General features: G+C 70.5%; 20 protein-coding genes. 14 read left to right on the top strand and 6 right to left on the bottom strand.

Features of this window, described 5'->3' with window-relative positions; all coding sequences use genetic code 11:
* Positions 1-896, bottom strand: an 896-nt coding sequence (locus IB278_RS31170; protein ID WP_225613284.1) for a phospholipase D-like domain-containing protein, incomplete at its 3' end; no start/stop codon positions are given.
* Between the two features lie 208 nt (positions 897-1,104).
* Between IB278_RS31170 and IB278_RS31165 the strand changes: the two genes are divergently transcribed.
* Genes IB278_RS31165 through IB278_RS31155 form a run of 3 tightly spaced genes read left to right on the top strand, consistent with a single transcriptional unit; the run spans position 1,105 to position 9,188 of the window.
* Entirely contained in the window at positions 1,105-1,788 is a 684-nt protein-coding gene (locus tag IB278_RS31165) for a response regulator (protein ID WP_145747744.1), read from the top strand.
* Positions 1,789-1,790: 2 nt separating this feature from the next.
* Positions 1,791-3,560 (top strand): hybrid sensor histidine kinase/response regulator, encoded by a 1,770-nt coding sequence (locus IB278_RS31160; protein ID WP_192327885.1) that lies wholly within the window; start codon positions 1,791-1,793, stop codon positions 3,558-3,560.
* A 30-nt stretch (positions 3,561-3,590) separates the two neighbouring features.
* Complete coding sequence (locus IB278_RS31155) at positions 3,591-9,188, top strand: alkaline phosphatase D family protein (RefSeq protein WP_192327881.1); 5,598 nt, start codon at positions 3,591-3,593, stop codon at positions 9,186-9,188.
* Positions 9,189-9,262: 74 nt separating this feature from the next.
* Here the strand turns inward: IB278_RS31155 and IB278_RS31150 are convergent, their stop codons facing one another.
* The 4 genes from IB278_RS31150 to IB278_RS31135 all read right to left on the bottom strand — a co-directional run bounded on the left by IB278_RS31150 (position 9,263) and on the right by IB278_RS31135 (position 11,372).
* Positions 9,263-9,520 (bottom strand): hypothetical protein, encoded by a 258-nt coding sequence (locus IB278_RS31150; RefSeq protein ID WP_318646723.1) that lies wholly within the window; start codon positions 9,518-9,520, stop codon positions 9,263-9,265.
* 125 nt (positions 9,521-9,645) lie between these two features.
* On the bottom strand, positions 9,646-10,368 hold the full coding sequence (locus tag IB278_RS31145) for an SDR family NAD(P)-dependent oxidoreductase (RefSeq protein ID WP_192327878.1): 723 nt from the start codon (positions 10,366-10,368) through the stop codon (positions 9,646-9,648).
* A gap of 131 nt (positions 10,369-10,499) precedes the next feature.
* Positions 10,500-11,063, bottom strand: coding sequence for a dihydrofolate reductase family protein (locus IB278_RS31140; protein ID WP_225613283.1), 564 nt, complete (start codon positions 11,061-11,063; stop codon positions 10,500-10,502).
* Positions 11,064-11,123: 60 nt separating this feature from the next.
* Complete coding sequence (locus IB278_RS31135) at positions 11,124-11,372, bottom strand: DUF1272 domain-containing protein (RefSeq protein WP_192327872.1); 249 nt, start codon at positions 11,370-11,372, stop codon at positions 11,124-11,126.
* A 137-nt stretch (positions 11,373-11,509) separates the two neighbouring features.
* On the opposite strand from IB278_RS31135, the gene IB278_RS31130 reads away from it, so the two are divergent.
* From IB278_RS31130 to IB278_RS31080, 11 genes are all read left to right on the top strand, one after another.
* Complete coding sequence (locus IB278_RS31130) at positions 11,510-12,253, top strand: NUDIX hydrolase (RefSeq protein WP_192327869.1); 744 nt, start codon at positions 11,510-11,512, stop codon at positions 12,251-12,253.
* Between the two features lie 67 nt (positions 12,254-12,320).
* Positions 12,321-13,184 (top strand): cysteine hydrolase, encoded by an 864-nt coding sequence (locus tag IB278_RS31125; protein WP_192327866.1) that lies wholly within the window; start codon positions 12,321-12,323, stop codon positions 13,182-13,184.
* 25 nt (positions 13,185-13,209) lie between these two features.
* On the top strand, positions 13,210-14,397 hold the full coding sequence (gene pncB / locus IB278_RS31120; protein ID WP_192327863.1) for a nicotinate phosphoribosyltransferase: 1,188 nt from the start codon (positions 13,210-13,212) through the stop codon (positions 14,395-14,397).
* Positions 14,398-14,401: 4 nt separating this feature from the next.
* Entirely contained in the window at positions 14,402-16,102 is a 1,701-nt protein-coding gene (locus IB278_RS31115) for an NAD+ synthase (RefSeq protein ID WP_192327860.1), read from the top strand.
* Between the two features lie 10 nt (positions 16,103-16,112).
* Entirely contained in the window at positions 16,113-17,189 is a 1,077-nt protein-coding gene (locus tag IB278_RS31110) for an NUDIX domain-containing protein (protein WP_192327857.1), read from the top strand.
* Entirely contained in the window at positions 17,186-18,091 is a 906-nt protein-coding gene (locus IB278_RS31105) for an ADP-ribosylglycohydrolase family protein (RefSeq protein WP_192327854.1), read from the top strand. The genes IB278_RS31110 and IB278_RS31105 overlap by 4 nt, the downstream gene beginning before the upstream one ends.
* A 220-nt stretch (positions 18,092-18,311) precedes the next feature.
* Positions 18,312-20,141 (top strand): tannase/feruloyl esterase family alpha/beta hydrolase, encoded by a 1,830-nt coding sequence (locus IB278_RS31100; RefSeq protein WP_192327851.1) that lies wholly within the window; start codon positions 18,312-18,314, stop codon positions 20,139-20,141.
* 67 nt (positions 20,142-20,208) lie between these two features.
* On the top strand, positions 20,209-20,883 hold the full coding sequence (locus tag IB278_RS31095) for a response regulator transcription factor (protein ID WP_015866311.1): 675 nt from the start codon (positions 20,209-20,211) through the stop codon (positions 20,881-20,883).
* Positions 20,870-22,261 carry a sensor histidine kinase gene (locus IB278_RS31090; RefSeq protein ID WP_192327848.1) on the top strand — a complete coding sequence of 464 codons (1,392 nt, stop codon included), beginning with the start codon at positions 20,870-20,872 and terminating at the stop codon, positions 22,259-22,261. The genes IB278_RS31095 and IB278_RS31090 overlap by 14 nt, the downstream gene beginning before the upstream one ends.
* Before the next feature lie 152 nt (positions 22,262-22,413).
* The gene (locus IB278_RS31085; RefSeq protein WP_015866313.1) at positions 22,414-23,109 is read left to right on the top strand and encodes a TerC family protein; all 696 of its coding nucleotides are present in this window, start codon (positions 22,414-22,416) and stop codon (positions 23,107-23,109) included.
* 13 nt (positions 23,110-23,122) lie between these two features.
* Entirely contained in the window at positions 23,123-23,557 is a 435-nt protein-coding gene (locus IB278_RS31080; protein ID WP_192327846.1) for a universal stress protein, read from the top strand.
* A gap of 31 nt (positions 23,558-23,588) precedes the next feature.
* Here the strand turns inward: IB278_RS31080 and IB278_RS31075 are convergent, their stop codons facing one another.
* On the bottom strand, positions 23,589-23,870 hold the full coding sequence (locus IB278_RS31075; protein ID WP_225613282.1) for a DUF6766 family protein: 282 nt from the start codon (positions 23,868-23,870) through the stop codon (positions 23,589-23,591).
* Positions 23,871-23,907: the final 37 nt, after the last annotated feature.

Genomic DNA, 23,907 nt, shown 5'->3' with positions numbered 1-23,907 from the left:
AGGTGCCCCGGCTCGCGCACCCGCGCGGCGAAGCGTTCGCGCGCCGCCACCGGCAGCGGCCCGCCGGCCGCCGCGACGGCCTCGAAGGGATAGGACAGCGGCCCGTTCCAGAAGGCATCGAAGCTCGCCGACAACGCGCGCACCGCCGGCCCGGCCAGCAGCGCGTCCATGTCGATGAAGTTCGCCGGCTTGCTGCGCCCGAAGTACTCGTCGGCGATGTTGCGCCCGCCGGTGATCGCGAAGCTGTTGTCGGCGATGAAGAGCTTGTTGTGCATGCGCCGGTTCACGCGGCCGATCTCGTGCAGCGACAGCAGCACGCGCGTGCGCAGGCCGCCGCTGCGCACCGGCAGCGGGTTGAAGACGCGCACCTCCACGTTGGCGTGCGCGGCCAGCCCGGCGAGCATCTGGTCGTCTCCGCCCGTGTACAGGTCGTCGACCAGCAGGCGCACGCGCACGCCGCGCTGCGCGGCGTCGCGCAGCGCGCGCAGGAATTGCCGCCCCGAGGTGTCGTCCGCCACCACGTAGTACTGCGCATCGACGGTGTGCCGTGCGGCCTGCGCGAGCGCGATGCGCGCCTCGAAGGCCTGGTCGCCGCCCGGCAGCAGGCGCACGCCGGAGAGCTCGGCCGCCTCGGGCGCCGCTTCGTCCCAAGCGGGCAGCGACGCGGCGGCAATGCGCGCGAGCGCACTGTCCCCCAGGTCGGTGCGCGCGTGCGACGCGACCCGGTGCACCTCGCCGGGCAGGGCGGCGCAGCCCGCCAGCAGCGAGACCGCGATCATGGCCGCGGCGCACAGCGCGCGGGCGAGGCCCTCGTGGTACAGCGCGAGGATGCAGAACCGGCACGCAAGGGGTTCCCATGCGGCACGCAGCGCGGCAAGAGGCTTGGGGGTGTTCATGGCGGCCCTCGGTGCATCGGATGCGAAGTGGCGATCGATGCAGCCAGTCTTCCGCGCGGTGCCCGCCGCAACAATTGAGCGCTGCGCCTAGTCCCCGGCGCGGCCATCCGACTAGGCCTTTGGTGTAGGTGCGGGCACTCGCTTATTGGGGGGCTTTGCGCTAACCTGCATTCAGGACGGGGAGGGCCACCGTGGACGAGAGGCCCGTATGAAGGTTCTGCTGGTCGATGACCATGAGATCGTCTGGAACGGCACCCGCCTCCTGCTGGAGCGCATGGCCGCCGAGATCGAACCCGGCCGTCCCTTCCACTTCGAAGCCGTGCGGGACGCCGAACAGGCCTGCCAGCTGGACCCCGCCGGCGTCGACCTGCTGCTGCTCGACTACCACCTGCCCCAGCTCTCCGGGGTGGCCGCGCTCAAGGCCGTGAAGGCGCACTTCGAGGCCACGCCCGTGTGCATGCAGTCGGCGGAAAGCTCGCCGCAGCGCGTGCGCGAGATCATCGAGGCCGGCGCCGCCGGCTTCATTCCCAAGTCGTACCGGCTCGAGGACATGGAGGCGGCCCTGCGCGTGGTGCTGCGCCACCGCATCTACCTGCCGGCCGAGTTCGTGCTGGCCGACGACGTGACCCGCGCGCGCGAGCCCGACGAGCTGCCGCGCGAGGACCTTGCCGGCTTCCTGCGCGTCGAGCTGTCGCCGCGCCAGCGCCAGGTGCTGGCGCTCGCGATGCGCGGCATGCCGGTCAAGCTGATCGCGCGCCAGCTGCTGATTGCCGAGGGCACCGTGAAGGTGCACCTGTCGATGGTCTACCGGGCGCTTGGCGCGCGCAACCGCACCGATGCCCTGTGCCGCGTCTTCGACGCGCAGGCGGCGTGGGCGCTCGAGGCGACCTGAGCATGCCGGCCGCGCGTGACGAGCTGGACGAGCGGCGCCTGCAGGTGGTCGCCGAGCAGGCCGTGGGCTTGCGCTGGCAGATCCTGCTCACCGCCGTCGTCGTCGCGGCCATCGTCTGGCGCGACGTTCCGGCGCCCTGGGTGCTCGGCTGGTTCGCGGCGGTGATCGCCAGCCGCGAGTGGCGCGCCGCCGCGCTTGCGCGCATGGCCGCCGACCGCGCCCGCCCGATCGCTGCGCGGCTGCGCGCCACCGTGGGCTGGAACGTGCTGATCGGCGCCTGCAACGGCTCCGCGGCGCTGTTCATGGCCCGGCTCGACCCGACGCTGGATGCGGTCCTCACGATGATCCTGGTGTCCTGGGGCGCGGGCGCCGTGTCCACCAGCGCGACCGTGATGCCCGCCTTCCTGGCCTACGCCGGCCTGCTCTTCGTGCCCACGGCGGCCATGTGGCTCGCGGCCGGCGGCTGGCTCGGCTGGGGCGTGGGTGCGCTGGTGCTGATGTTCTTCGGCGTGCAGGCGCGCTTTGCGCGGCGCAACCTGCAGACCTTCGAGGAGTCGTTCGGCATCCGCGCCGAGAACCAGGCCCTGGCCACCTCGCTGGAGTTCGAGCGCGCGCAGCTGGCCATTGCGCGCGACCAGGCGGTGCGCGCCAACAACGACAAGAGCCGCTTCCTGGCCGGCGCCAGCCACGACCTGCGCCAGCCGCTGCAGGCGATGGCGCTCAACGTGGGGGCGCTGCGGCACGTGCCGATGGCGCCCGACGCACGCGCCATCGTCGAGGTGGTCGACAGCAGCCTGGAGCAGCTGCGCGCCATGCTCGACGCCCTGCTCGACGTCTCGAAGCTCGACGCCGGCGTGGTGGTGGCGCAGCCGCAGCGCGTGCGGATCGACCGGCTGCTGACCGCCGTGATGGCCAGCTTCGGCGCCGCGGCGGCGGCGCGCCGGGTGGCCCTGCACACCGCCTGCCCGCCCGGCCTGGAGGTGCACACCGACCCCGACCTGCTGCGCCGCATGCTGGCCAACCTGGTGGACAACGCGATCAAGTTCTCGCCCGCGGGCGGGCAGGTCGAGGTGCGGGTCGGCGCGCGCGAGGCACCGGACGCATCGAAGGACGAGGTCGAGCTGACGGTGCGGGACAGCGGTCCCGGCATCGCCCCCGAGAACCACCGGCTCGTGTTCGAGGACCTGGTCCGGCTCCCGGCGCCGGGCCCCGGCGCCGCGGGGCATGGCCTGGGCCTGGGCATCGTGCGGCGGATGGCCGACCTGCTGGGCGTGCCGGTCGAGCTCGATTCCAGCCTCGGCGCGGGCGCCTGCTTCCGCCTGCGGCTGCCGCGCGCCGCACCCGCGGGCGGCGACGGCCCCGGGGGCGACGGCGCCGGCACGCCGTGGAGCCTGGCGGGGCGCTGCGTGCTGGTGATCGAGGACGACCCGATGGTGCGCGGCGCCTACCTCAACGCGCTCGGCGCCATGGGCTGCCGCGTGCTGTCCGCCGCCACGCTCGACGAGGCGCTCGCGCAGATCGGCGAGCCCGATGCGGTGGTGGTCGACTGCCGGCTCGGCGGCGGCGTCTCGGGCTTCGATGCCGCCGAGCGCCTGCGCGCCCGGCGCCGCGCACAGCCGGCCGGGCCTGCGCTGCCGATCGTCATGGTCACGGCCGACACCGACCCGGCGGTGGTCGAGGCGGCGCGGCGGCAGGCGCTGCCGCTGCTGCGCAAGCCCGTCGACGAGCGCGGGCTCGGCCGCGCGCTGGCTGCGGCCATCGAAGGTTCCTGAACCCGCCATCCATCCCGCGAGGATCCGAACATGAACGACGGCCGCCACCCTTCCGACCCTGCCCCCGGCGACCGCCAGCTCTCGGAGGGCGCCGAGGTGCTGGTGCGCGAGATCCTCGCCGCGCCGCCCGATGCGCTGCACTGCGAGGTGCTGGTCATCGGCAGCGGCTACGGCGGCGCCGTGGCGGCGGCACGGCTGGCGGGCGCGCTGCCGCTGGACGCGGCACCCGGCATCGCGGCGGGCGCGACACCCGTCAAGGTCTACCTGCTGGAGCGCGGCAGCGAATACCTGCCGGGCGAGTTTCCGGCCAGCTTCGCCGAGCTGCCGGGGCACGTGCGCTTCAGCATGCAGGACGGCAGGCCCGCGCGCGGCAATGCCTCGGGGCTGTTCGACCTGCGCCTGGGCGGCGACGTGAACGCGCTGCTCGGCAACGGGCTGGGCGGCGGGTCGCTCATCAATGCGGCGGTGATGGAGCGTGCCACGCCCGATGCCTTCGGGGGCGGCGCCTGGCCCGCGGGGCTCGACCTGGCCGCGCTGGAAGAAGGCTATGGCAAGGCCGAGGCCATGCTGGCGCCGGAGCAGATTCCCGAAAGCGTCTCGAAGCTCGACTCCCTGCTCAAAGCCGGCGCGCGGCTGCATGCGGCATCGCGCGGCAAGGCCCATGTCGCGATCGCCTTCGCCGACGGCACGCGCACGCCGGCCCAGGTGGCGATGCACCGCTGCCTGCGCTGCGGCGACTGCGTGAGCGGCTGCAACCACCGCGCCAAGAAATCGCTGGACACCAACTACCTGGCGCTGGCCCATGCGCGCGGCGCGCGCCTGTTCACCGGCGGCACCGCGCACCGCATCGCGGCCCTGCCGGGCGGGGCCGGCTACACGGTCGAATTCTTCTTCACCGACCGGCGCAAGGCGCGCAGCGACAACGCCCGGCCCTACGTGGTGCGCGCGCGGCGGGTGGTGGTGGCCGCCGGCACGCTGGGCTCCGCCGAGCTGCTGCTGCGCTCCAGGGCCGCGGGCCTGCCCGTCTCGCAGGCGCTGGGCGCGGGCTTCTCGGCCAATGGCGACATGATCGCGGCCGCGGCCGGACAGCGCGACGAAGCGCTGTCCAGCGCGCCCGAAGGCGACGCGCCGGCGCAGCGCGGCATCGGGCCGACCATCACCGGGCTGCTGCGCACCTGCGCGGCGCCGGGCGAACGGCCGCTGGTGATCGAGGAGTTCGCCATTCCCGCGCCGCTGCGCCGCCTGCTGGCCGAGGTGGTGACCACCACCGACGCCCTGCAGGCGCTCGCGCAGACGGACCTCGACCTGCATGCACCGGACGAGGCGCGCGATCCGCTGGCCGTGGACGACGATATGCTGCGGCACACGCCGGTCTACGGAATGATGGGCGACGACGGCGCCGCCGGCACCCTCTGCCTGGTCGGCCAAGGTACGGGCGACGCGGTGCTGGCCGATGCGCAGGTGCGCGTCGCGTGGGCCAAGGCGGCGGCCCTGCCGGTGTTCGCGGCACAGATGCGTGCGCTGCATGCGGCCCACGACGGCGCGGGCGGGCTCGGCGGGCGCGTGCTGCCCAACCCGCTGTGGCATCCGCTCCCGCCGTTTAGCAGCCTCGAGTCCCTGCTGCCTCCGTCGGGCCCGGTGCTGACGGTGCATCCGCTCGGCGGCTGCCGCATGGCCGACGGGCGCGAGCGCGGCGTGGTCGACGGCTGGGGCCGCGTCCACCATGGCGCGGCTGCCGGGCTGCTGCCCGGCCTGGCGGTGCTCGACGGCTCGATCGTACCGGTGTCGCTGGGCATCAACCCCTCGCTCACCATCGCGGCACTGGCCGAGCGCGCGGTACCGATGCTGGCCGCGGACTGGGGCCTGGCGCTGGCCGGATCGCCGCCGCCTCCGGCCTCGGAGCGCCCGCTGCGGCGCGACCTGACACATCCCCGCGCGCCGGCGCCCACGCGCGTCTCGATGCGGGAACGGATGACGGGCCGCGTGCACATCGAGGGGCAGGCCTTCGCGCTGAGCGCCGAGGTGGAATTCGAGCCCGTCGACGTGCCGGCCCTGCGCGCGACGCCGCGCGCGCTGGCCCAGCCGGCGGTGGTCCTGCGCTTCGGCACGGGCAAGGATGCGCCGACGGCGCGTTGCACCGGCACCGCATCGATGCTGGTGCGCGAGAAGAGCGACAGCATCGAGCGCATCCAGCGCAGCCATCGGCTGGCGCGCAAGAAGCTGCTGGCGCTGGCCGAGGTGCTGCTGTCCGCGCGCACCGCCATGGCGGGCCCGGACGGCGACGGCGGCAACGGCCAGCGCGAGGAAAGCGGCGCCTTCGAAGGCGCCGCCATGGCCGACCTGATGGCGCTGTGCTCCCACCTGGGGCAGGTGCGCCTCATCGTGTACGACTGGACGGTGGAACGGGCCGAAGCCGGCGCGCCGCTGAAGCAGGGCGACCGGCTGCGGCTCACCAAGCGCGTCGCCTTCGTCGAGGGCGGCAACCCGTGGCGGCAACTCAGCGAGGGCGAACTGCAGCGCGTCGGCCCCGAGGGTTCGACGCCGCTGGGCCGCATGGTGCTGGACCCTTCCTACTTCGTCGAGCAGCTGCAGCCCCTGCTGCGCGTCGAGCACCAGCAGGACATGCCGAACCAGCTCGGCGACCTCGCCGAACTGGCGCTGTGGGTGCTGCGCATCGTGCTGCAGGTCCACCTGCTGCATTTCGTGCCGCCGCCCGACTCGCCGCAGCGCATCTGGGAGCGCCTGCCCGGCGAGGTGCACGGCGTGCGTCCCGAGCCAGTCGAGCTCGCCGCCGCCGCGGCCGGCCCGGGCCGTGCACCGCCGCGGCTGCTGTCGCGCTACCGTCCGCCGGTGCGCCGCGCGGGCGCGCGGCCCGTGATGCTGATCCACGGCTACGGTGCGAGCGGCTCCACCTTCGCGCACAAGAGCATTCCCGGCAACCTGGTGCACAGCCTGCTCGCGGCCGGGCGCGAGGTCTGGGTGCTCGACCTGCGCACCAGCATCGGCTTTGCGGACCGGCCGCGGCCCTGCTGGTCGTTCGACGAGGCGGCCGAGGCCGACATCCCCGACGCGCTGCGCACCGTGCAGGCGGCGCATGCCACGCCCGGCGACCCGGCGCCCGTGCAGGTCGACGTGGTGGCGCACTGCATCGGCGCCGCCATGTTCAGCGTGGCGGTGCTGCGGCTGCCCGAGCTGCATGCGTCGATCGGCGCGGTGGTGCTGTCGCAGGTGGGGCCGCTGCTGCGCGCCACCGCCTTCAACCGCTTCCGCGGCTATGTGGCGGGCTACCTGCAGCAGTACCTCGGCACCGACGAGTTCGACACGCGCCCCGCACTCACGCCCATGAAGCGCCTGCTCGTCGATGGCCTGCTGGCAACCTTTCCCTATCCCGACGACGATGGCGAGGCCGAGCGCCTGCGCCAGGCGCCGGGCTTCGCGGCCGTGCGGCACCGGGCCGACGCCATCTTCGGCCAGACCATGCGGCTGCACAACATCGGCAAGGACACGCTCGATGCGCTCGATTCGATCTACGGCTTCGTGAAAGTGCGCGGCCTCGCCCAGGTCGGCTGCTACGCCCGCGAAGAGGTGCTGACCGACGCCGGCGGGCAGGGCCATGCGGTCGGCTTCGAGCAGCTCGGCCAGCGCTTCGGTTTCCCGGTGCTCATGCTGCACGGGCAGCGCAACGCGGTGTTCGACTGGCGCGGCTCGTACGAGAGCTTCTGGCTGCTCAAGCGCGTGTTCGGCAAGGACGAAGGCCTGCCGCGCGAGCCGCCGCAGCTGCCGGACCCGTCGGACGCTTCGAAGCCTTCCGCGGGCGACCTGTTCCTCGGCGAAGGCACCCCGCACCAGCTGCTTGTGCTCGGCGCCTATGGCCACCAGGACACGCTGATCGGCGAGAAGGCCTGCATCGACGTGTTCCCGCACATCGTGCGCTTCCTCGAGGCCTTCGACACCAAGCCCGGCCCCGGCGAGTCGGTGCCGCCCGACTGGCGGGCCAGCCTGCCGTGGACCGGCCCATGGCTCGGCCATGCGAGCCGCTCGGCGGGCAACGCGGGCCGGCTGCATTGCCGGCTGGCGCTGCGCCCGCCGCCCGCGCACGTGTCGGCGCGCGCCGTGGTCTTCGTGCCGGCGCGGCGCCGCGACGGGCGCTGGTGCTTCGACTTCGAAGGCATGGTGGCCATGGAGACCACGCGCGAGAAGCTCCTGCAGGAGGCGGTGGAGATCGACCTGTTCGACGACCGGCTCGCCGAGTACCAGGGCTTCGCGGTGCTGACGGCGCACGACGACCTGCCCATGGCGCGCGGCCCGATCGAAGTGCTGGGCCGGCGGCTGGCGGCCGGGCTGTTCGCGCAGCCGCAGGACGAGCCCATCGGCCCGATCCGCGAGCAGGTGATGCGAACGCTGGAGGCGGCCGGCGACGCGCAGCGCGAGCGCGCCGTGGTGCGCCTCGACCCCGCATGGACCGGCGCCGTGCAGCGCGAGGGCGAGCCCGCGCAGGCCTCGCTGTGCTTCGCGCTCGCCAGTTGCCAGTACCTGCCGGGCCTGGTCGACCGGCTGCCCGCCCAGGCCTCGTACCGGCGTCTCGCGCAGCGGCTCGAGCAGCTCGCGCCGCCGCACAAGCCGCAGTTGCTGGTGCTGGCCGGCGACCAGGTGTATGTCGACCAGACCGCGGGCCTTTTCGTGCCGGCGGGCGGCGACGACGTCGGCCAGGCCTATGCGCTCACCTTCAGGCTGGAGGCGCTGCGCCAGGTGATGGCCTCGCTGCCGACCTATCCGCTGCTCGACGATCACGAGGTGATGGACGACTGGGAGCCGGAGCCCGGCCTCGATGGCACGCCGGCCGTGCGCGCCGCGCTCGACGGCTACGCCGCGCAGCAGCACAAGGTGGTGCGCGGCAGCGGTCCGCATCGCGACCCGCGTCCCTTCGACTACCGCGTGGCGCCGGCCGGCTTTCCGTTCTACATGCTCGACACGCGCAGCACGCGCCAGCGCCGCGCGCTGCGCCCGGACGCGCAGGCCGCGCCGCTGGAGCAGGCGTCGATCCGCGCCGAGGCCGGGCTGGGCGACCTGAGGAAGTGGCTGGAGGCCGCACCCGCCGCATTGCCCAAGTTCATCGTGTCGCCGGTGGCGCTGTTCCCGATGCCGCGCGCGGCCGTCTTCGGCGACCCGGCGCAACGCCTGGGGCTGGACGACTGGAGCGGATACCCGGCCTCGCAGCGCGCGCTGCTCGAACTGCTGCGCGACACCGCCGCGCGGCATGTGGTGGTGCTGTCGGGCGACCGCCACATGTCGAGCGTGTCCAGCCTCTGGCTGCAGGCGGCGGACGGGCCGGTGGAGGTGATCTCGGTCGTGTCCTCGGGGCTGTATGCGCCCTGGACCTTCGTCAATGCGCGGCCCGATGCGTTCTGGCTCGACGGCCGGGTCGAGCTCGGCCCCGAGCCCGGTGCCTTCGGTGCCACCATGGTCACCGCGGCCGTGGGCACCGGCAACGGCTTTGCCGTGGTACGGGTGGAGCGCGGCGAAGCCGGCCATTGGCGCATCGGCGTCACGCTCGACCTGGACGATGGACTCACGCAATGCCATCGCGAGCTCGACCCGGCCGGAGGTCGCGGCTGGACGGTGGTGTAGCGAGGGGGATCGGGCCGGCGAATCCGGCGCTGGACCAGGCACTCGGCGCCGCATCGGCGCCGTGAGCATTCCCCTCAACGCGCGGATTCGGGCGGTTCCGGACTTTCCGGCGTGCCTGCATGCCGCGCGCCGCTTCTGCGGCGGCGACCGAACAGCAGGGCCGCGAGCGGGATCGTGGTCAACACGCCGACGGCCACCAGCGTCCATCCGATGTACTTGCGTTGCTCCGGGCTGAGCTTGTCGGAAAGCAGCAGGCCCACTCCCGCTCCCAAGGCGCCGCGGGTCCCGGCCAGCAAGGCGAGCTCGGGCAAATGAACTTCAGTTGTGAACACGGCAGAACTCCTTTCGTGCGAGGGAGCCGTCTTTCAGTATGCGCTGGGGCTGCCGGTCTTGTCCACGCCAGCGCTGCGGTGCTTGTGAAGCGCTCGCGCCGTTCAGGCAAGCCCCCATCCCGCAATCAGGAGCGGGCGCGGCCGCCGGACATGTCGAAGACGGCACCGGTGTTGAAGCGGCTGGCCTCGGTGCACAGCCACGCGACCAGGTGGGCCACCTCGTCGCGCTGGCCAAGACGGCGCAGGGGGCTGTCCTGGATCATGCGATCGACGACGTCCGGGCCGAGGTCGCGGATCATGTCGGTATCGATGGGGCCGGGTGCCACGCAATTGACAAAGACGTTTTCGCTGGCGATCTCGCGGCCCAAGGCCTTGGTGAGGGCGATGATGCCGGCACTGGCCGCCGAGTAGGCGGTGATGCCCGGCAGTCCTTCCCTGCCAGCCAGCGAGCCGAGGTTGACGATGCGTCCCGAGCGCTGCTGCAGCATGCGGGGGAGCACGGCCTGCGTGACCCGCATCGTGCCAGCGAGGTTCACGTCGATGATGCGCTGCCAGTCGCCGGGGTCGTGGTCCTTGAAGCTCGTTGCGCGGCCGAGATAGCCCGCGCAGTTGACGAGGATGTCGATGCGCTGTGCGTCCCCGAGCTCGGCCAGGCCACGCCGGATGTCGTCGGATCGCGTGATGTCGACAAGAGCGGATCGCGCGCCGGGTACCTCTGCGCGATCCGCGTCCCAGATGCAGACGCCGCACCCGTTGGCGAGAAAGAGTTCTGCAATGGCTCTTCCAATGCTCTTGGCCCCGCCCGTCACAATGGCAAACTTGCCGGCGAGATCGTATGTGTTGCTCATCGGGAGCCTCCCGTACGGCGCCTGTTGCGTCGCGTGACAGGCCGGGCGATCCGAATGCCGGCCTTGCCCTTCTTTATAGCGGTGCGCCGAACGCCGGGCAAGCCGGTCCGGACGACGTGCCTCACCGCGAACTATCCGGTCCTCAAAGGTCCGGCGAGCTTGTAGGTGCTGAGGATGACGCCGGACGGCATCGCCTTCGTGCCGGCGAGTTCGAAGGACCGCGGCGGCGTTCCCTCCGCAAAGAAGCGCTTCCCCGTGCCCAGCAGGACCGGATAGACGATCAGCAGAACCTCATCCACGAGCGCGTGTTCGAGGAGCGCCGAAGTCAGCGTCGAGCTGCCCGAGAGGATGAGGTCTGGCCCGCCATGCGACTTGATGCGGCGAACGCCTTCGACGATGTCCGTTCCGAGCTCCTCGAACGGCCCCCATTCAAGGCTTTCCGGACGGTGGGTGGCGACGTATTTCGTGGCCGCATTGAGGGCATCCGCCATCGGGCTGCGCGGGGCCTTGGGCCAGAAGGCCGACCAGATGTCGTAGGTGCGGCGGCCAAGCAGCAGGTCGAAGCTCTCGCCATACGCGGCGAGGATCGCGTCCCTGCCAGCGGGGGTGCGGTAGGCCGCGGTCCAGTCGCTGTAGGGGAAATCGTCCCCGTCGCGGGAGTGCTGGATCACGCCGTCCAGCGAGATGTGTTCCATGATTCGCAGTTTTCTCATGCGAGTCTCCGTGCAGCGCGATCGCCTGGGGCGACGCAGGGCTCAGGACGCTGCCTTGCAGCCTTCGGGGTTGAACACCCGCGTCGCCGAACCGGGGTACTTCCCGAGCTTGGCGGCCGGCCGCGAGGGGCGCGGCAGCAATTCTCCGCCGCAATTGGGACAGCTCCCGGCGAGGCGCCGGTCGGCGCAGTCGCTGCAGAACGTGCATTCGAAGGAGCAGATGCGGGCATCGGCCGAGTCCGGCGGCAGGTCTCGATCGCAGCACTCGCACCCGGGGCGCATTTGGAGCATGGGAACCTCGAAAGAGCTTGGGCGGTGGAGCTTAAACGAAGGTGGACCGGCCGGTGACGGCGAGCCTCGGCGCCTGTCGGCCGCTATATTCTCCCTTCAGAGTTGTTCTGTACAACAAAGCAAGAGGAGCCCGTGTCTTGAAGCCATCTCCCAAAAAGCAGGCCGGCCTGGATTTCCCCAGGCCGCTGGTCACCGTCGACGTGGTCATCTTCACCGTGCTGGAGGATGCGCTGAAGGTCGTGCTGGTACGCCGCCCGGACGCCGCCGACGATCCTTATCCGGGGCGCTGGGCGCTTCCTGGAGGCTTCATCGACATCGGAAAGGATGCCAGCCTGCTCGACTGCGCGCTGCGCAAGCTGCGGGAGAAGACTGGTGTTGCCGCACCGTATCTCGAGCAGCTGGGTAGCTGGGGCGACGCGCACCGCGATCCGCGGGGCTGGTCGGCCACGCATGCGTTCTTCGCGCTGATGCCGGCCCAGGCGCTCGTGCCCGGCAAGGGTGCGGATGCCGCGCAGGCCGAATGGATGGACGCCGCGGCAGCGAGCCGCAAGCGGCTGGCGTTCGATCATGCGGGGATCCTGGCCAGTGCCGTGGCGCGGCTGCGCAGCAAGGTGGAATACACCTCGCTGCCGGCCTTCCTGCTCAACGAGCCCTTCACGCTGCCGCAGCTGCAGCACACCTACGAGGTCGTGCTGGGCCGCGCGGTCGACAAGAGCGCCTTCCGCAAGCGGATGCTCGATGGCGGCTTCATGGAGGAAGCCGGCACGGTGGAGGGCACCACCGGCCGGCCGGCCATGGGCTACCGGCTGCGTGACCGGTCGCAGGCCGCCCTGTTTCCCCGCACCTTCAGCCCGCGCGACACGGAGCAGCCGGACGCTTGACTTTTCTCCTCATGGTTGTACAGTGCAACCAATGAGAGTTGTACAGTACAACTAAAAAGAGGACGCCATGAAGCAGAACATCCATCTCCTCGTGATCGATCCGCAGAACGATTTCTGCGACCTGCCGGCCGGCTGGCTCGGGACCGACCCCGCCACGGGCGCGCCGCTGCGGCCGGCCCTGCCCGTGGTGGGGGCCCATGCCGACATGCTGAGGCTGGCCGGCCTCATCCGGGAAGGGGCGGGCGGCATCGCGGGCATCACCGTCACGCTGGATTCGCACCACAGGTTCGACATCGCGCACCCCACGTTCTGGCAAGCGCGCGGCGGCGGCGCCGTCGCGCCCTTCACCCCGATCACGGCGGCGCAGGTTCGCGCCGGCGACTACCGGCCCCGCGACGCCGCGGCCCTGCCGCGCGCGCTGGCCTACCTCGACGAGCTCGAGCGCAGGGGCCGCTACACGCTGATGGTGTGGCCGGTGCACTGCGAGATCGGCAGCTGGGGCCACAACGTGCATGCCGCCGTCAAGGCTGCCTACAACGAATGGGAAGACGCACAGGCCGGCCTGGTGGAAAAGATCGCCAAAGGCAGCAATCCCTGGACCGAGCACTACAGCGCCGTCCAGGCCGAGGTGCCGGATGTCGACGATCCCGGCACCGCGCTCAACATGCGGCTGGTCGCGTCGCTCGACCGCGCCGACCTGATCGTCATCGCGGGCGAAGCCAGCAGCCACTGCGTGAAAGCCACGACGGAGCACATCGCCGCCAACCTGCCCTCGGGCAGGCCCGCCAAGCTGGTGCTGGTCACCGACTGCATGAGCCCCGTGACCGGCTTCGAGGCGCAGCACCAGGCCTTCCTGGACGACATGGCCGCACGTGGCGTGCTGCTTCACACCAGCGCCGAAGTGCTCGCACTGCTGGCGGCCAACGCCTGACGCGAACCTGCCCAAGGAGCACACCATGCAACCGATCATCCAGAGCCTGCTGGACACCGACCTGTACAAGTTCACGATGTGGCAGGCCATGCTGCACAGCCACCCGCAGACGCAGGCCGAGTACCGCTTCGTGTGCCGCAACCAGCCGGCCTATCCGCTGGCCGAGCTGCTGGCGGACGTCAACGAGCAGCTCGACCATTTCTGCTCGCTGCGTTTCGCGCCTGGCGAACTCGCCTACCTGCGCGGCCTGCGCTACATCAAGAGCGACTTCGTCGACTTCCTGCGCATCTTCAGTTTCCAGCGCGAGTTCATCACCGCTGCGGCCGAGGGCGATGCGCTGCGCATCCGTGCGGTCGGCCCGCAGGTGCACACGATGGCGTTCGAGATCTTCGTGCTCGCGATCGTCAACGAGCTGTATTTCCGCCGCTTCGATGCGAAGTCCGCGCTGGCCGAGGGCCGCCAGCGCCTGCAGGCCAAGATCGAACTGCTGCGCAGTTTCGCGGACGAGCCGGCGGCGCGGCATCCCTTCGAGTTCTTCGACTTCGGCGTGCGCCGCCGCTTCTCGCGCGACTGGCAGCGCGAAGTGGTCGGCACGCTCAAGCGCGAGGTGCCGATGTACTTCAAGGGCACTTCCAACGTGCTGCTGGCCAAGGAGCTGGAGCTGGTGCCCATCGGCACCATGGCGCACGAGTACCTGCAGACCTACCAGGCGCTCGGCGTGCGGCTGCGCGACTTCCAGAAGGCCGCGCTGGAAGGCTGGGTGCAGGAATACCGCGGCGATCTGGGCGTGGCGCTGACCGACGTGGTCGGCATGGATGCCTTCCTGGCCGACTTCGACCTGTACTTCGCCAAGCTGTTCGACGGCCTCCGGCACGACTCGGGCGACCCCGTCGCCTGGGGCGAGAAGGCGCTGGCGCACTACGCCAGGCTGCGCATCGATGCGCACACCAAGCGGCTGGTGTTCTCCGACGGGCTCGACCTGCCAACGGCGATCGGGCTGTACCGCACCTTCGCCGACCGCACCCAGACCGGCTTCGGCATCGGCACCCACCTGAGCAACGACGTCGGCCTCACGCCGCTGAACATCGTGATGAAGCTCACGGGTTGCAACGGCCAGCCGGTGGCCAAGCTGTCGGACAGCCCGGGCAAGACGCTGTGCGAAGACCAGACCTTCCTGGCCTACCTGCGCCAGGTCTTCCAGATCGGGGGGTGAGGCCATGCTCTGCATCACTGTCGCGCAGCTCAACCCCACCATCGGCGACCTGGCCGGCAACGCCGCGCAGATGATCGAGGCCGCGCGCCGGGCCGCGGCCGCGCAGGCCGACCTGGTGGTCTTCTCCGAGCTGTCGCTCACGGCCTACTACCCGGCCGACCTGCTGGAGGAAGAGGGCTTCATGGAGCGCGTGGACGACGCGTCCGGGCAGCTGCTCTCGGCGTCGCGCGAGATGCCGGCGCTGCACTGGGCGGTCGGCCTGCCGGCGCGGCGCGAGGGCGCGGGCAAGAAGCTCCGCAATGTGCTGCGCGTCATCTGCGCGGGCGAGGTGCGGCTCGAATACGCCAAGCAGCTGCTGCCGACCTACAACGTCTTCGACGAGCGCCGGCACTTCGAGCCGGGCCCCGACGTGGCGCGCGTGCTGCGCATCCGCGACACGCGCGTGGGATTCCTGATCTGCGAGGACGGCTGGAACGACGAGGGCGAGGACTATCTCGTCAATCCCTTCGACCGCATGCGCGATGCCGCGCCCGACCTCGTGGTGTCGATCAACGCGAGTCCGTCGAACATCGGCAAGCGCGAGCAGCGGCACCGCATCTTCGGTGCGGCCAGCCGCCGCAACGGCCTGCCCATCCTCTACGTCAACCAGGTGGGTGGGCACGACCAGCTGGTGTACGACGGAGCCTCGTTCGCGGTCGAGCCGCAGGCCGGCGTGGTGTACGAGGCGCGCCGCTTCGCGCAGGACGTATGCACCTTGCGCTTCGACGATGGCCGCTTCCTCACGCCGGCCGGCGAGGCGCGGCCGCGCGTGCCGCCGCAAGGCCTGCCGACGCTGGAGTTCTATCGCCAGCAGATCGTGCTGGGCCTGCGCGACTATGCGCGGCGCTGCGGCTTCCGGCAGGCGGTGGTCGGCTCGTCCGGCGGCATCGACTCGGCGCTGACGCTCGCGCTGGCGGTCGAGGCACTGGGCGCGCAGAACGTCGTGGCCGTCACGATGCCATCGCGCTTTTCCTCGGCGGGGTCGGTGGACGATTCCGAGACGCTGTGCCGCAACCTCGGCGTGCCGCTCAAGGCGCATGCCATCGCGGACATCGTCGCGCAGTTCGAGCGAGGCTTCGAGACGGCCTTTGGCCAAGGCCTCGAGGGCGTTGCACTCGAGAATTTGCAGGCGCGCGTGCGCGGCACGATCCTCATGGGCCACTCCAACAGCTTCGGCCACCTGCTGCTGACCACGGGCAACAAGTCCGAGATCTCGGTCGGCTACTGCACGCTGTATGGCGACACCAACGGCGGCCTGGGCCTGATCGGCGACCTCTACAAGACCGAGGTCTTCGCACTGTCGCGGCACTTGAACGCACAGGCCGGGCGCGAGCTCATCCCGCAGGCCATCCTCGACAAGGAACCCTCCGCCGAGCTCGCGCCGGGGCAGAAGGATGCCGACAGCCTGCCGCCGTACGAAGTGCTCGACGAAATTCTCAAGCTGCTGATCGAGGGCCGGCGGCTCGCGGGAGAAGAGTACGAACAGGCGCGCACCTTCGTCGACCGGCTGCGCGCCACGCCCGAGGGCGCGGCGCTGGTCGAGCGCATCCGCGGCATGGTGGCGCGCAACGAGTACAAGCGGCGGCAGTCGCCGCCCATCGTGCGGGTCCGGCCGCGGGCCTTCGGCTCCGGCCGCCAGATGCCGATCGCTGCCCGCTGGCACTGAGGACGATGAGATGACAAGCACGAACAAGGCGCCCGATGTCGCCGTCTACATCGGACGCTTCCAGATCTTCCACAACGCCCAGCTGGCGCTGCTGCGCCGCGCGCTCGCGGCCGCGCCCGAGTGCGTGGTGGTGCTCGGCTCGGCCTTCCAGGCGCGCACGCCGCGCAATCCCTTCACCTGGCAGGAGCGCGCCGAGATGATCCGCACCGCGCTGCCGGAAGCCGACCGCCAGCGGCTGAAGTTCCTGCCCGTGCGCGACCACTACGACCCCGCGCGGTGGGTGGCGGCGGTGAAGGAGGGCGTGGCCCGGCTGCATCCGGGCCAGCCTTCGGTGGTGCTGGTGGGGCACCTGAAGGACGCGACCAGCAGCTACCTGCGCGACTTCCCCGGCTGGGCGCTCGACGACGCCGGCAGTCGCGGCGACATCCACGCGAGCGCGCTGCGCGATGCCTACTTCGGGGCCGCCCGCGACGGCTCGCTGGAGCCGGCCCTCGCAGCGCTCGTCGGCCAGGCGCCGGACAGCACGCTGCAGTTCCTGCGCGCCTGGGCCAGCCTGCCGCCTTATGCCGTGCTGGCGCAGGAATGGGAGAGCCTGCGCCGCGAGAAGGCGCTGTGGTCCGGCTCGCCGTACCCGCCGGTCTTCGTCACGGTCGATGCGGTCGTCCAGTGCGGGCGCCAGGTGCTGCTGATCCGGCGCGGCCGCTCGCCCGGCAAGGGCCTGTTCGCGCTGCCGGGCGGCTTCATCGAGCCGCGCGAGACCGTGTGGCAGTCGGCCCTGCGCGAGCTGGCCGAGGAAACCGGGCTGCGGCTGCTGGACAGCGACATCGAAGCCGCCTTCAAGGCGGTGCAGGTGTTCGACCATCCCGACCGCAGCCAGCGCGGCCGCGTTATCACCCATGCGCACAGGTTCGACCTGGGTCCGCGCCGTCCCCCCGAACTGACCGCCGGCGACGACGCCTCGGACGCCCGGTGGGTGCCCATCGACGAACTGGCCGGCATGGAGGACCAGTTCCATGACGACCACTTCCACATCCTCGACTTCTTCTTCGGATTGACCGCGGATGGCGCGCAAGGCGGTGCCGCATGAACGACCGCGAGCGATACCGCGGCTGCCTCCTCGGGCTCGCCTGCGGCGATGCGGTGGGCACGACCGTCGAGTTCATGCCGCGGGGAACCTTCGAGCCCGTCACGGGAATGGCTGGCGGCGGCCCTTTCCGGCTGCAGCCGGGCGAGTGGACCGACGACACCTCCATGGCGCTGTGCCTGGCGACCAGTCTCGTCCGGCGGAGCGGCTTCGATCCCGTCGACCAGATGAACCGCTACTGCAACTGGCGCAGCGTCGGCTACCTGAGCAGCAACGGCGAATGTTTCGACATCGGCATCACGGTGGCCACGGCGCTGGACCGCTACCTTGTGACCCGCGATCCGTTCGCTGGCGACCTCGATCCCAGGACGGCCGGCAACGGCGCACTGATGCGGCTCGCGCCGGTCCCGATGTACTTCCGCGCCAGCGCGGACCAGACCTTCCGGTTTGCCGGCGAAAGCACGCGAACGACACATGGTGCCCGCGAAGCCATCGATTGCTCGCGGCTCTTTGCGCTGCAGCTGCGGGCAGCGTTGATGGGCGCAAGCAAGGAGCGCATTCTCGCGACCACGGTTACCGAACCCCTGTCCGACAAGGTCGCAGCCATCGCGTCGGGTAGCTACCTTGGCAAGCCGCGCGAGGCCATCAAGGGATCGGGATACTGCGTCGATTCGCTCGAGGCGGCCCTTTGGTGCTTCTTTGTCACCGGTTCGTTCGAGGAAGCCGTGCTGGCAGCGGCCAACCTGGGAGACGATGCCGACACCACGGCCGCGATTTGCGGGCAACTGGCAGGTGCGCACTACGGCGCGTCGTCCATTCCGGCAGTCTGGCTCGGACGATTGGCCATGCGCGGCGACATCGAAAGTCTCGCCGATCAACTGCTGGAATGCGCCGAGTCGTCCTGAGCGCCCCGCAGGCCACTGTCTGCATCCACATGCACTGAAGTGCGCGTCGCCGGGCGTCCTCCGACGGCCCGCCTGAACCCGAACTCCTCGCTTTTCACTTCGTGTGGTTTCCCCCAGCGTGGAAAGACGCTGTGAAGATGCACCATCGTGCAGCCCTGGCGCGCCACGGCCCGGTGGATGAATCTTCATCTGCAGTTTATTTCCTCTCTGGAGACGACGAATGGCCATTCCAAGATCCGGCGCCGCGAGCGCCGCCTTGTTCTGCTGCGTTGCAGCGCTCCTCACGGCCTGCGGCGGCAGTGGCGGCACCCGCGGCTTTCCCATCGTGAGCATTCCGCCGGACACCGGCGCACCGCCGGCGCAGAAGCTGGCCTGCGACGACAGCATGAAGACCCGCTTCGCGCCCGACACTTTGACCACGGTCCTGTTGGTCAAGGCCTTCAGGAAAGGGGACGCGCTGCTGCTCACAGGCACCGCGTCGCCGAGCACGCCGGTCGCGCAGAACGACCTGTGCTTCGTCAAGCTCAATGTCGGCCCCGGCAACCCGGGCGTGGCCAGCGCGCCGTCCACCTCGCCGGGCATCGGCATCGAGATCTGGCTGCCCACGCCGGCCAACTGGAACAGGCGCATCCACGTCAAGGGCGGCGGCGGCTGGGCCGGCGGCACCCAGGGCACCCTTACCGGCATCACGCCGATCTCCGGCAGCGCGGGATCGGCCAGCGACACCGCGGGCGTGGAGGGCGCGGTTTCCGCCACCACCGACACGGGCCATGCCATCAGCAACGGCTCGTTCGCGATGAACCCCGACGGCACCATCAACACGGTCCTGTGGAAGGATTTCTCGGAGCGCGGCATCCACGAGATGGCCGTCAAGACCAAGGCGCTGGCCAAGGCCTACTACGGCGAAGACGCGAAGTACGCCTACTGGAACGGCTTCTCCACCGGAGGACGGCAGGGCCTCAAGGAGGCCCAGGCCAACCCCGCCGACTTCGACGGCATCCTGGCCGGTGCGCCCGCCAACAACTGGACCAAGTTCATCACCACCGAGCTCTATCCGCAGATCGTCGTGCAGCGCGACCTGGGCGGCGTGGCGATCACTGCGGCCCAGCACACGACGGTCTCGAACGCCGCGATCAACGCCTGCGACATGGTCGGCGGCGTTCACCTCGGCTACGTGCCGGACCCGTCCGCCTGCCGCTACGACCCGACCACCGACGCGTCCGTGATCTGCACCGCCGATGGCGGCACCAACGCCACCGCGGGCTGCGTGACACCGGCCCAGGCGCTCGCGTTCAACAAGTTCTGGTACGGCCAGACGGCCGACGGCTCGTTGCCGAACCCCGCGGCCGACAACGGCTTCGCGGCCGCCACCGCGCCAGGGCAGAAGTGGTACGGACTGGCGCGCGGCGCCAGCCTCATGGGCCTGGCCGGCGCCGCGCCGTTCCCCATCTCCAGCGACACGGTGGCGCTCGAGCTGCAGGATCCGACGATCGCGACGCCCAGCTTCCTCAACGCCACGGGCAATGGCGCCGACGGCTGGAAATCGCTCACGTATCCGCAGCTCGCCAACGCATGGGACCGCGGCGTGGCGCTGCAAGGCGCGTTCGCCAACATCAACACCGACAGCGCCGACCTGAGCGCGTTCCGCGACCGCAAGGGCAAGCTGATCTCCTACCACGGGCTCGCCGACACGCTGATCCCGCCGCAAGGCACGATCAACTACTACAGCCGCGTCGCCGCGCAGATGGGCGGCGTCGCGGCCACGCAGGGCTTCTACCGGCTCTACCTCGTTCCCGGCATGGGCCACGGCTTCAGCAACGGCACGTCGAACGCCAATGCGAATCCGCCGCTGCCGACCAACGCGCAGCTCTACGAACTGCTGACCGCCTGGGTGGAAAAGGGCGTCGAGCCGCCGGCGCGCGTGGAAGTGGCGACGGTGGCCAGCGCCAGCTTTCCGGCCGTGAAGTCGCGGCCGCTGTGCCTTCATCCGCTGAAGGCGAGCTACACCTCGGGCGACCCCAACCTGGCCGCGAGCTATACCTGTTCCTGAGTTGCGCCGTCTCCCCCGGGGCATTGCGGTTAGCATATTCGGCTGCATACGGCCGGGGCGAGAATCAATGCGGATACTGCTGGTGGAAGACGACAAGGTGCTGGCCGACGCGCTCTCGCGCGCGCTGGTGCAGTCCGCCCATGCGGTGGACATCGTCTCCACCGGCGAAGAGGCCGACCACGCGCTCGCGCTCGGCATCTACGACCTGGCGATCCTGGACATCGGGCTGCCCAAGCTCAGCGGGCTCGATGTGCTGCGGCGGCTGCGCGCCCGCAAGTCCACCATGCCGGTGCTGATGCTGACCGCCTTCGACACCCTGCAGGACCGCGTGCGCGGGCTCGATCTGGGCGCCGACGACTACCTGGCCAAGCCCTTCGACCTGCCGGAACTGGAAGCACGCGTGCGCGCGCTGCTGCGCCGCAGCACCAATTCCACGCCGTATCTCGAGCACGGCCTGCTGCGCTTCGATACGGTGGGCCGCCGCGTGTTCTACGACAAGAAGCCGCTCGACCTGTCGCCGCGCGAGCTCGCCGTGCTGGAACTGCTGATGATGCGCGAGGGGCGCGTGGTGGGGAAGGAGCAGATGGTCAACCATCTCTACGGATGGGGCGACGAGGTCGGCGACAACGCGATCGAGGTCAACGTCTACCGCTTGCGCAAGAAGCTCGAGCCGCTCGGATGCGAGATCCGCACCGTGCGCGGCATGGGCTACCTGATGGACCGCGGCGATGCGCAAACCTGAGCCCAGGCTGCAGCGCAAGCTGCTGGCCTGGCTGCTCGGTCCGCTGGCCGTGCTGCTGGTGCTGGACACCGGCGCCGCCTACTGGAACTCGCTGCGCTTTTCCAACCTGGCCTACGACCGCGCGCTGTACGAGATCGGGCGAGAGATCGTGCTGCACGTGAAGCTCGACGGCCTGCAGCCGCGGCTCGACCTGTCCGAGGCCGCGGGCAACATCCTGCTGCTCGACCAGGAGGACCTGCTCTTCTACCGCGTTGCCAGCGAGGACGGCAAGGCACTGGGCGGCGATGCGGAAATGCCGCCGCCGCGCCCCGGCGACCCCGCCAGGCCGCGCTTCTACCGCGACACGGTGCGCGGCGAGCCGGTGCGCATGCTGGTGGCCTGGATGCCCATCGGCGGCAATCCCGAGGCACCGATGGTGCGGGTGCAGGTGGCCGAAACCCTGCACAAGCGCACCCATCTTGCGTGGGAGATGCTGGCCAACGTGGTGGTGCCGCAGTTGCTGCTGATCGTGATGGCCACGGCGGTGGTCTGGTTCGGCATCTCGCGCGGGCTCGAGCCGCTGCAGCGGCTGCGCCGCGCGGTGTCGGACCGCTCGCACCTGGACCTGAGCCCGATCGACATCCACGACGTGCCGGGCGAGGTGCGGCCGCTGGTGGACGAGGTCAACGAGCTGATGGCGCGGCTCGGTCGCACCTTCGATTTCCAGAACCGCTTCGTGGCCGACGCCGCGCACCAGCTGAAGACGCCGGTGAGCGGCCTGAAGGCCCAGATCGAGCTGGCGCTGCGCGAGAGCGACCCCGAGCGCGTGCGCCATTCGCTCGCGCAGCTCTACATCAGCGCCGACCGGCTCTCGCGGCTGGTGCGCCAGCTGCTTTCGCTCGCGCGCAACGAGCCCGGCGCGCTCGACGCCATGCAGCTGCAGCCGCTCGACCTGAATGCCTACGCGCTCGAGGTCAGCATGGACTGGGTGCCGCAGGCGCTCAAGCGCGACATCGACCTGGGCTTCGAGGGCGCCGAGCATCCGCTGGTGATCAACGCCGACCGCGACCGGCTGCGCGAGCTGATCAACAACCTGATCGACAACGCGGTGCGCTACAGCCAGGCGGGCGGCCGCGTGACCGTGCAGGTGGGCCCCGGCGACGGCGACCAGTGCCGCCTGGCCATCAGCGACGACGGCCCCAGCGTGCCGGTGGAGGAGCGTGCGCGCATCTTCGAGCGCTTCCACCGCCTGCTCGGCACGCAGGAGGACGGCAGCGGCCTGGGCCTGGCCATCGTCAGCGAGATCGCCACGCTGCACGGCGCGCGCATCACGCTGGAGGAAGACATCGACGGCGTGGGCAACACCTTCAGCGTCTTCTTCCCGCTGCGAAAGGCCTGAGCAGTGCCGCTCAGGCCGCCTTTGTAAGCTGGCTGACAGCTGGCGGACATGTGGCTGACAGCCTGCCGGCAGAAAGGTGACAGCGCAGGCCCGTAGCCTCGAACACGTCGGAACCGCCGTGGTTCCGCGTCCACTTCGAGGAGACAATCCCCATGTCGTTTTTGACCAGTCCGGATTTCTGGATTGCCCTGTCGCAGATCATCCTGATCAACATCGTCCTGAGCGGCGACAACGCCGTCGTCATCGCGATGGCCTCGCGCTCGCTGCCGCCGGCCCAGCAGAAGAAGGCGATCCTGTTCGGCAGCATGGGCGCCATCGTGCTGCGCGTGGTGCTGACCTTCTTTGCGGTCTACCTGCTGACGCTGCCCTACCTCAAGCTGGTGGGCGCTGCGCTGCTGTTCTGGATCGGCATCGGCCTGCTCAAGGGCGACGACGGCGAAGAGAACCTGGAAGGCCATTCGAGCCTGGCCGCGGCCATCAAGACCATCGTGGTCGCCGACCTGGTCATGAGCCTGGACAACGTCGTCGGCGTTGCAGCCGCGGCCAAGGGCAATGTTCCGCTGCTGGTGTTCGGCCTCGTGATCAGCATTCCGCTGATCATCTTCGGCAGCACGCTGATCCTCAAGCTGATGGACCGCTTCCCGATCATCATCACGCTCGGCGCCGCCCTGCTGGGCTGGGTGGCCGGCGAAATGGCGATGTCGGATCCGTCGATTGCCGGCTGGGCCGCCAGCCAGCATGCGCTGCACACGATCGTGCCCGCGATCGGCGCCATCTCCGTCGTGGCGATCGGCAAGTGGCTGACCAGCCGGCAACAGCAGCCGGAACCCGCCAACCAGTCGGCCTGAAGCAGGTGTCGGCGTGAGACGGCGCATTCTGGTCCCCATCGACCCGACCGAGCCGGCCCGCACGCGCTCGGCCATCGAGCAGGTCGTGCGCATTTGCCAACAGGAGGCGGCGGCCGTGCGGCTCTTGCGGGTGCAACCCGTGGTCTCCGGCCACGTCGCGATGTTCTTCGATCCGCAGGAGCTGCGGGAACTGCAGCAGAGCGCGGGCGCCGAGGAACTGCAGTTCGCGCAGAACCTGCTCGCGATGTCGGGCGTGTCCTGCAGCAGCACCGTGGCGATCGGCCGCAGCGCCGAGACCATCGTTGCGGCGGCGCGCGACTTCGGCTGCGACCGCATCGTCTTCGGACGCGACGAGCCCAGCCTCGCGGGGCGCATCTTCGGCTCGCTCGCGCAGCAGGTGCGCCAGCTGCTCGGCGCGAGCGGCGACCTGCAGGTCATCGGCTCCTGACGCGGCGGCGGCGCCGGCAAGCGCGCCGCCGTCACGCCAGGATGCATCTTTCTTCGCCATCCTCGTCCAGCGCTGGTCGGGTGTGCCGGCCGGCGTATTCGCGGTCGATCTCGTCGATCAGGACATCGGCATTCTTCGGATCCACCTCCGCCAGGATCGCATCGATCTTGGCCTCCATGCGGTCGTCGCCTTCCTGGGACTGCGGCGAGCCGACATAGATCAGGAAGGCCAGCCCGCCGATCTGGCAGAGCAGCTGCAGGAACTCCGGCTGCCAGTTCTCCAGTGTGTCCCTCTTTGATGCCAGTCCCGGCAAAGTGAACCCGGACCGCCCCTTTGATAAATTTGTTGTC

The sequence above is a fragment of the Variovorax sp. VRV01 genome, from assembly GCF_014852545.1.
GTDB classification, from domain to species: domain Bacteria; phylum Pseudomonadota; class Gammaproteobacteria; order Burkholderiales; family Burkholderiaceae_C; genus Variovorax; species Variovorax beijingensis_A.
The sequence above is the reverse complement of the archived record's forward strand: the minus strand, read 5'-3'. Positions and strand labels throughout refer to the sequence as shown.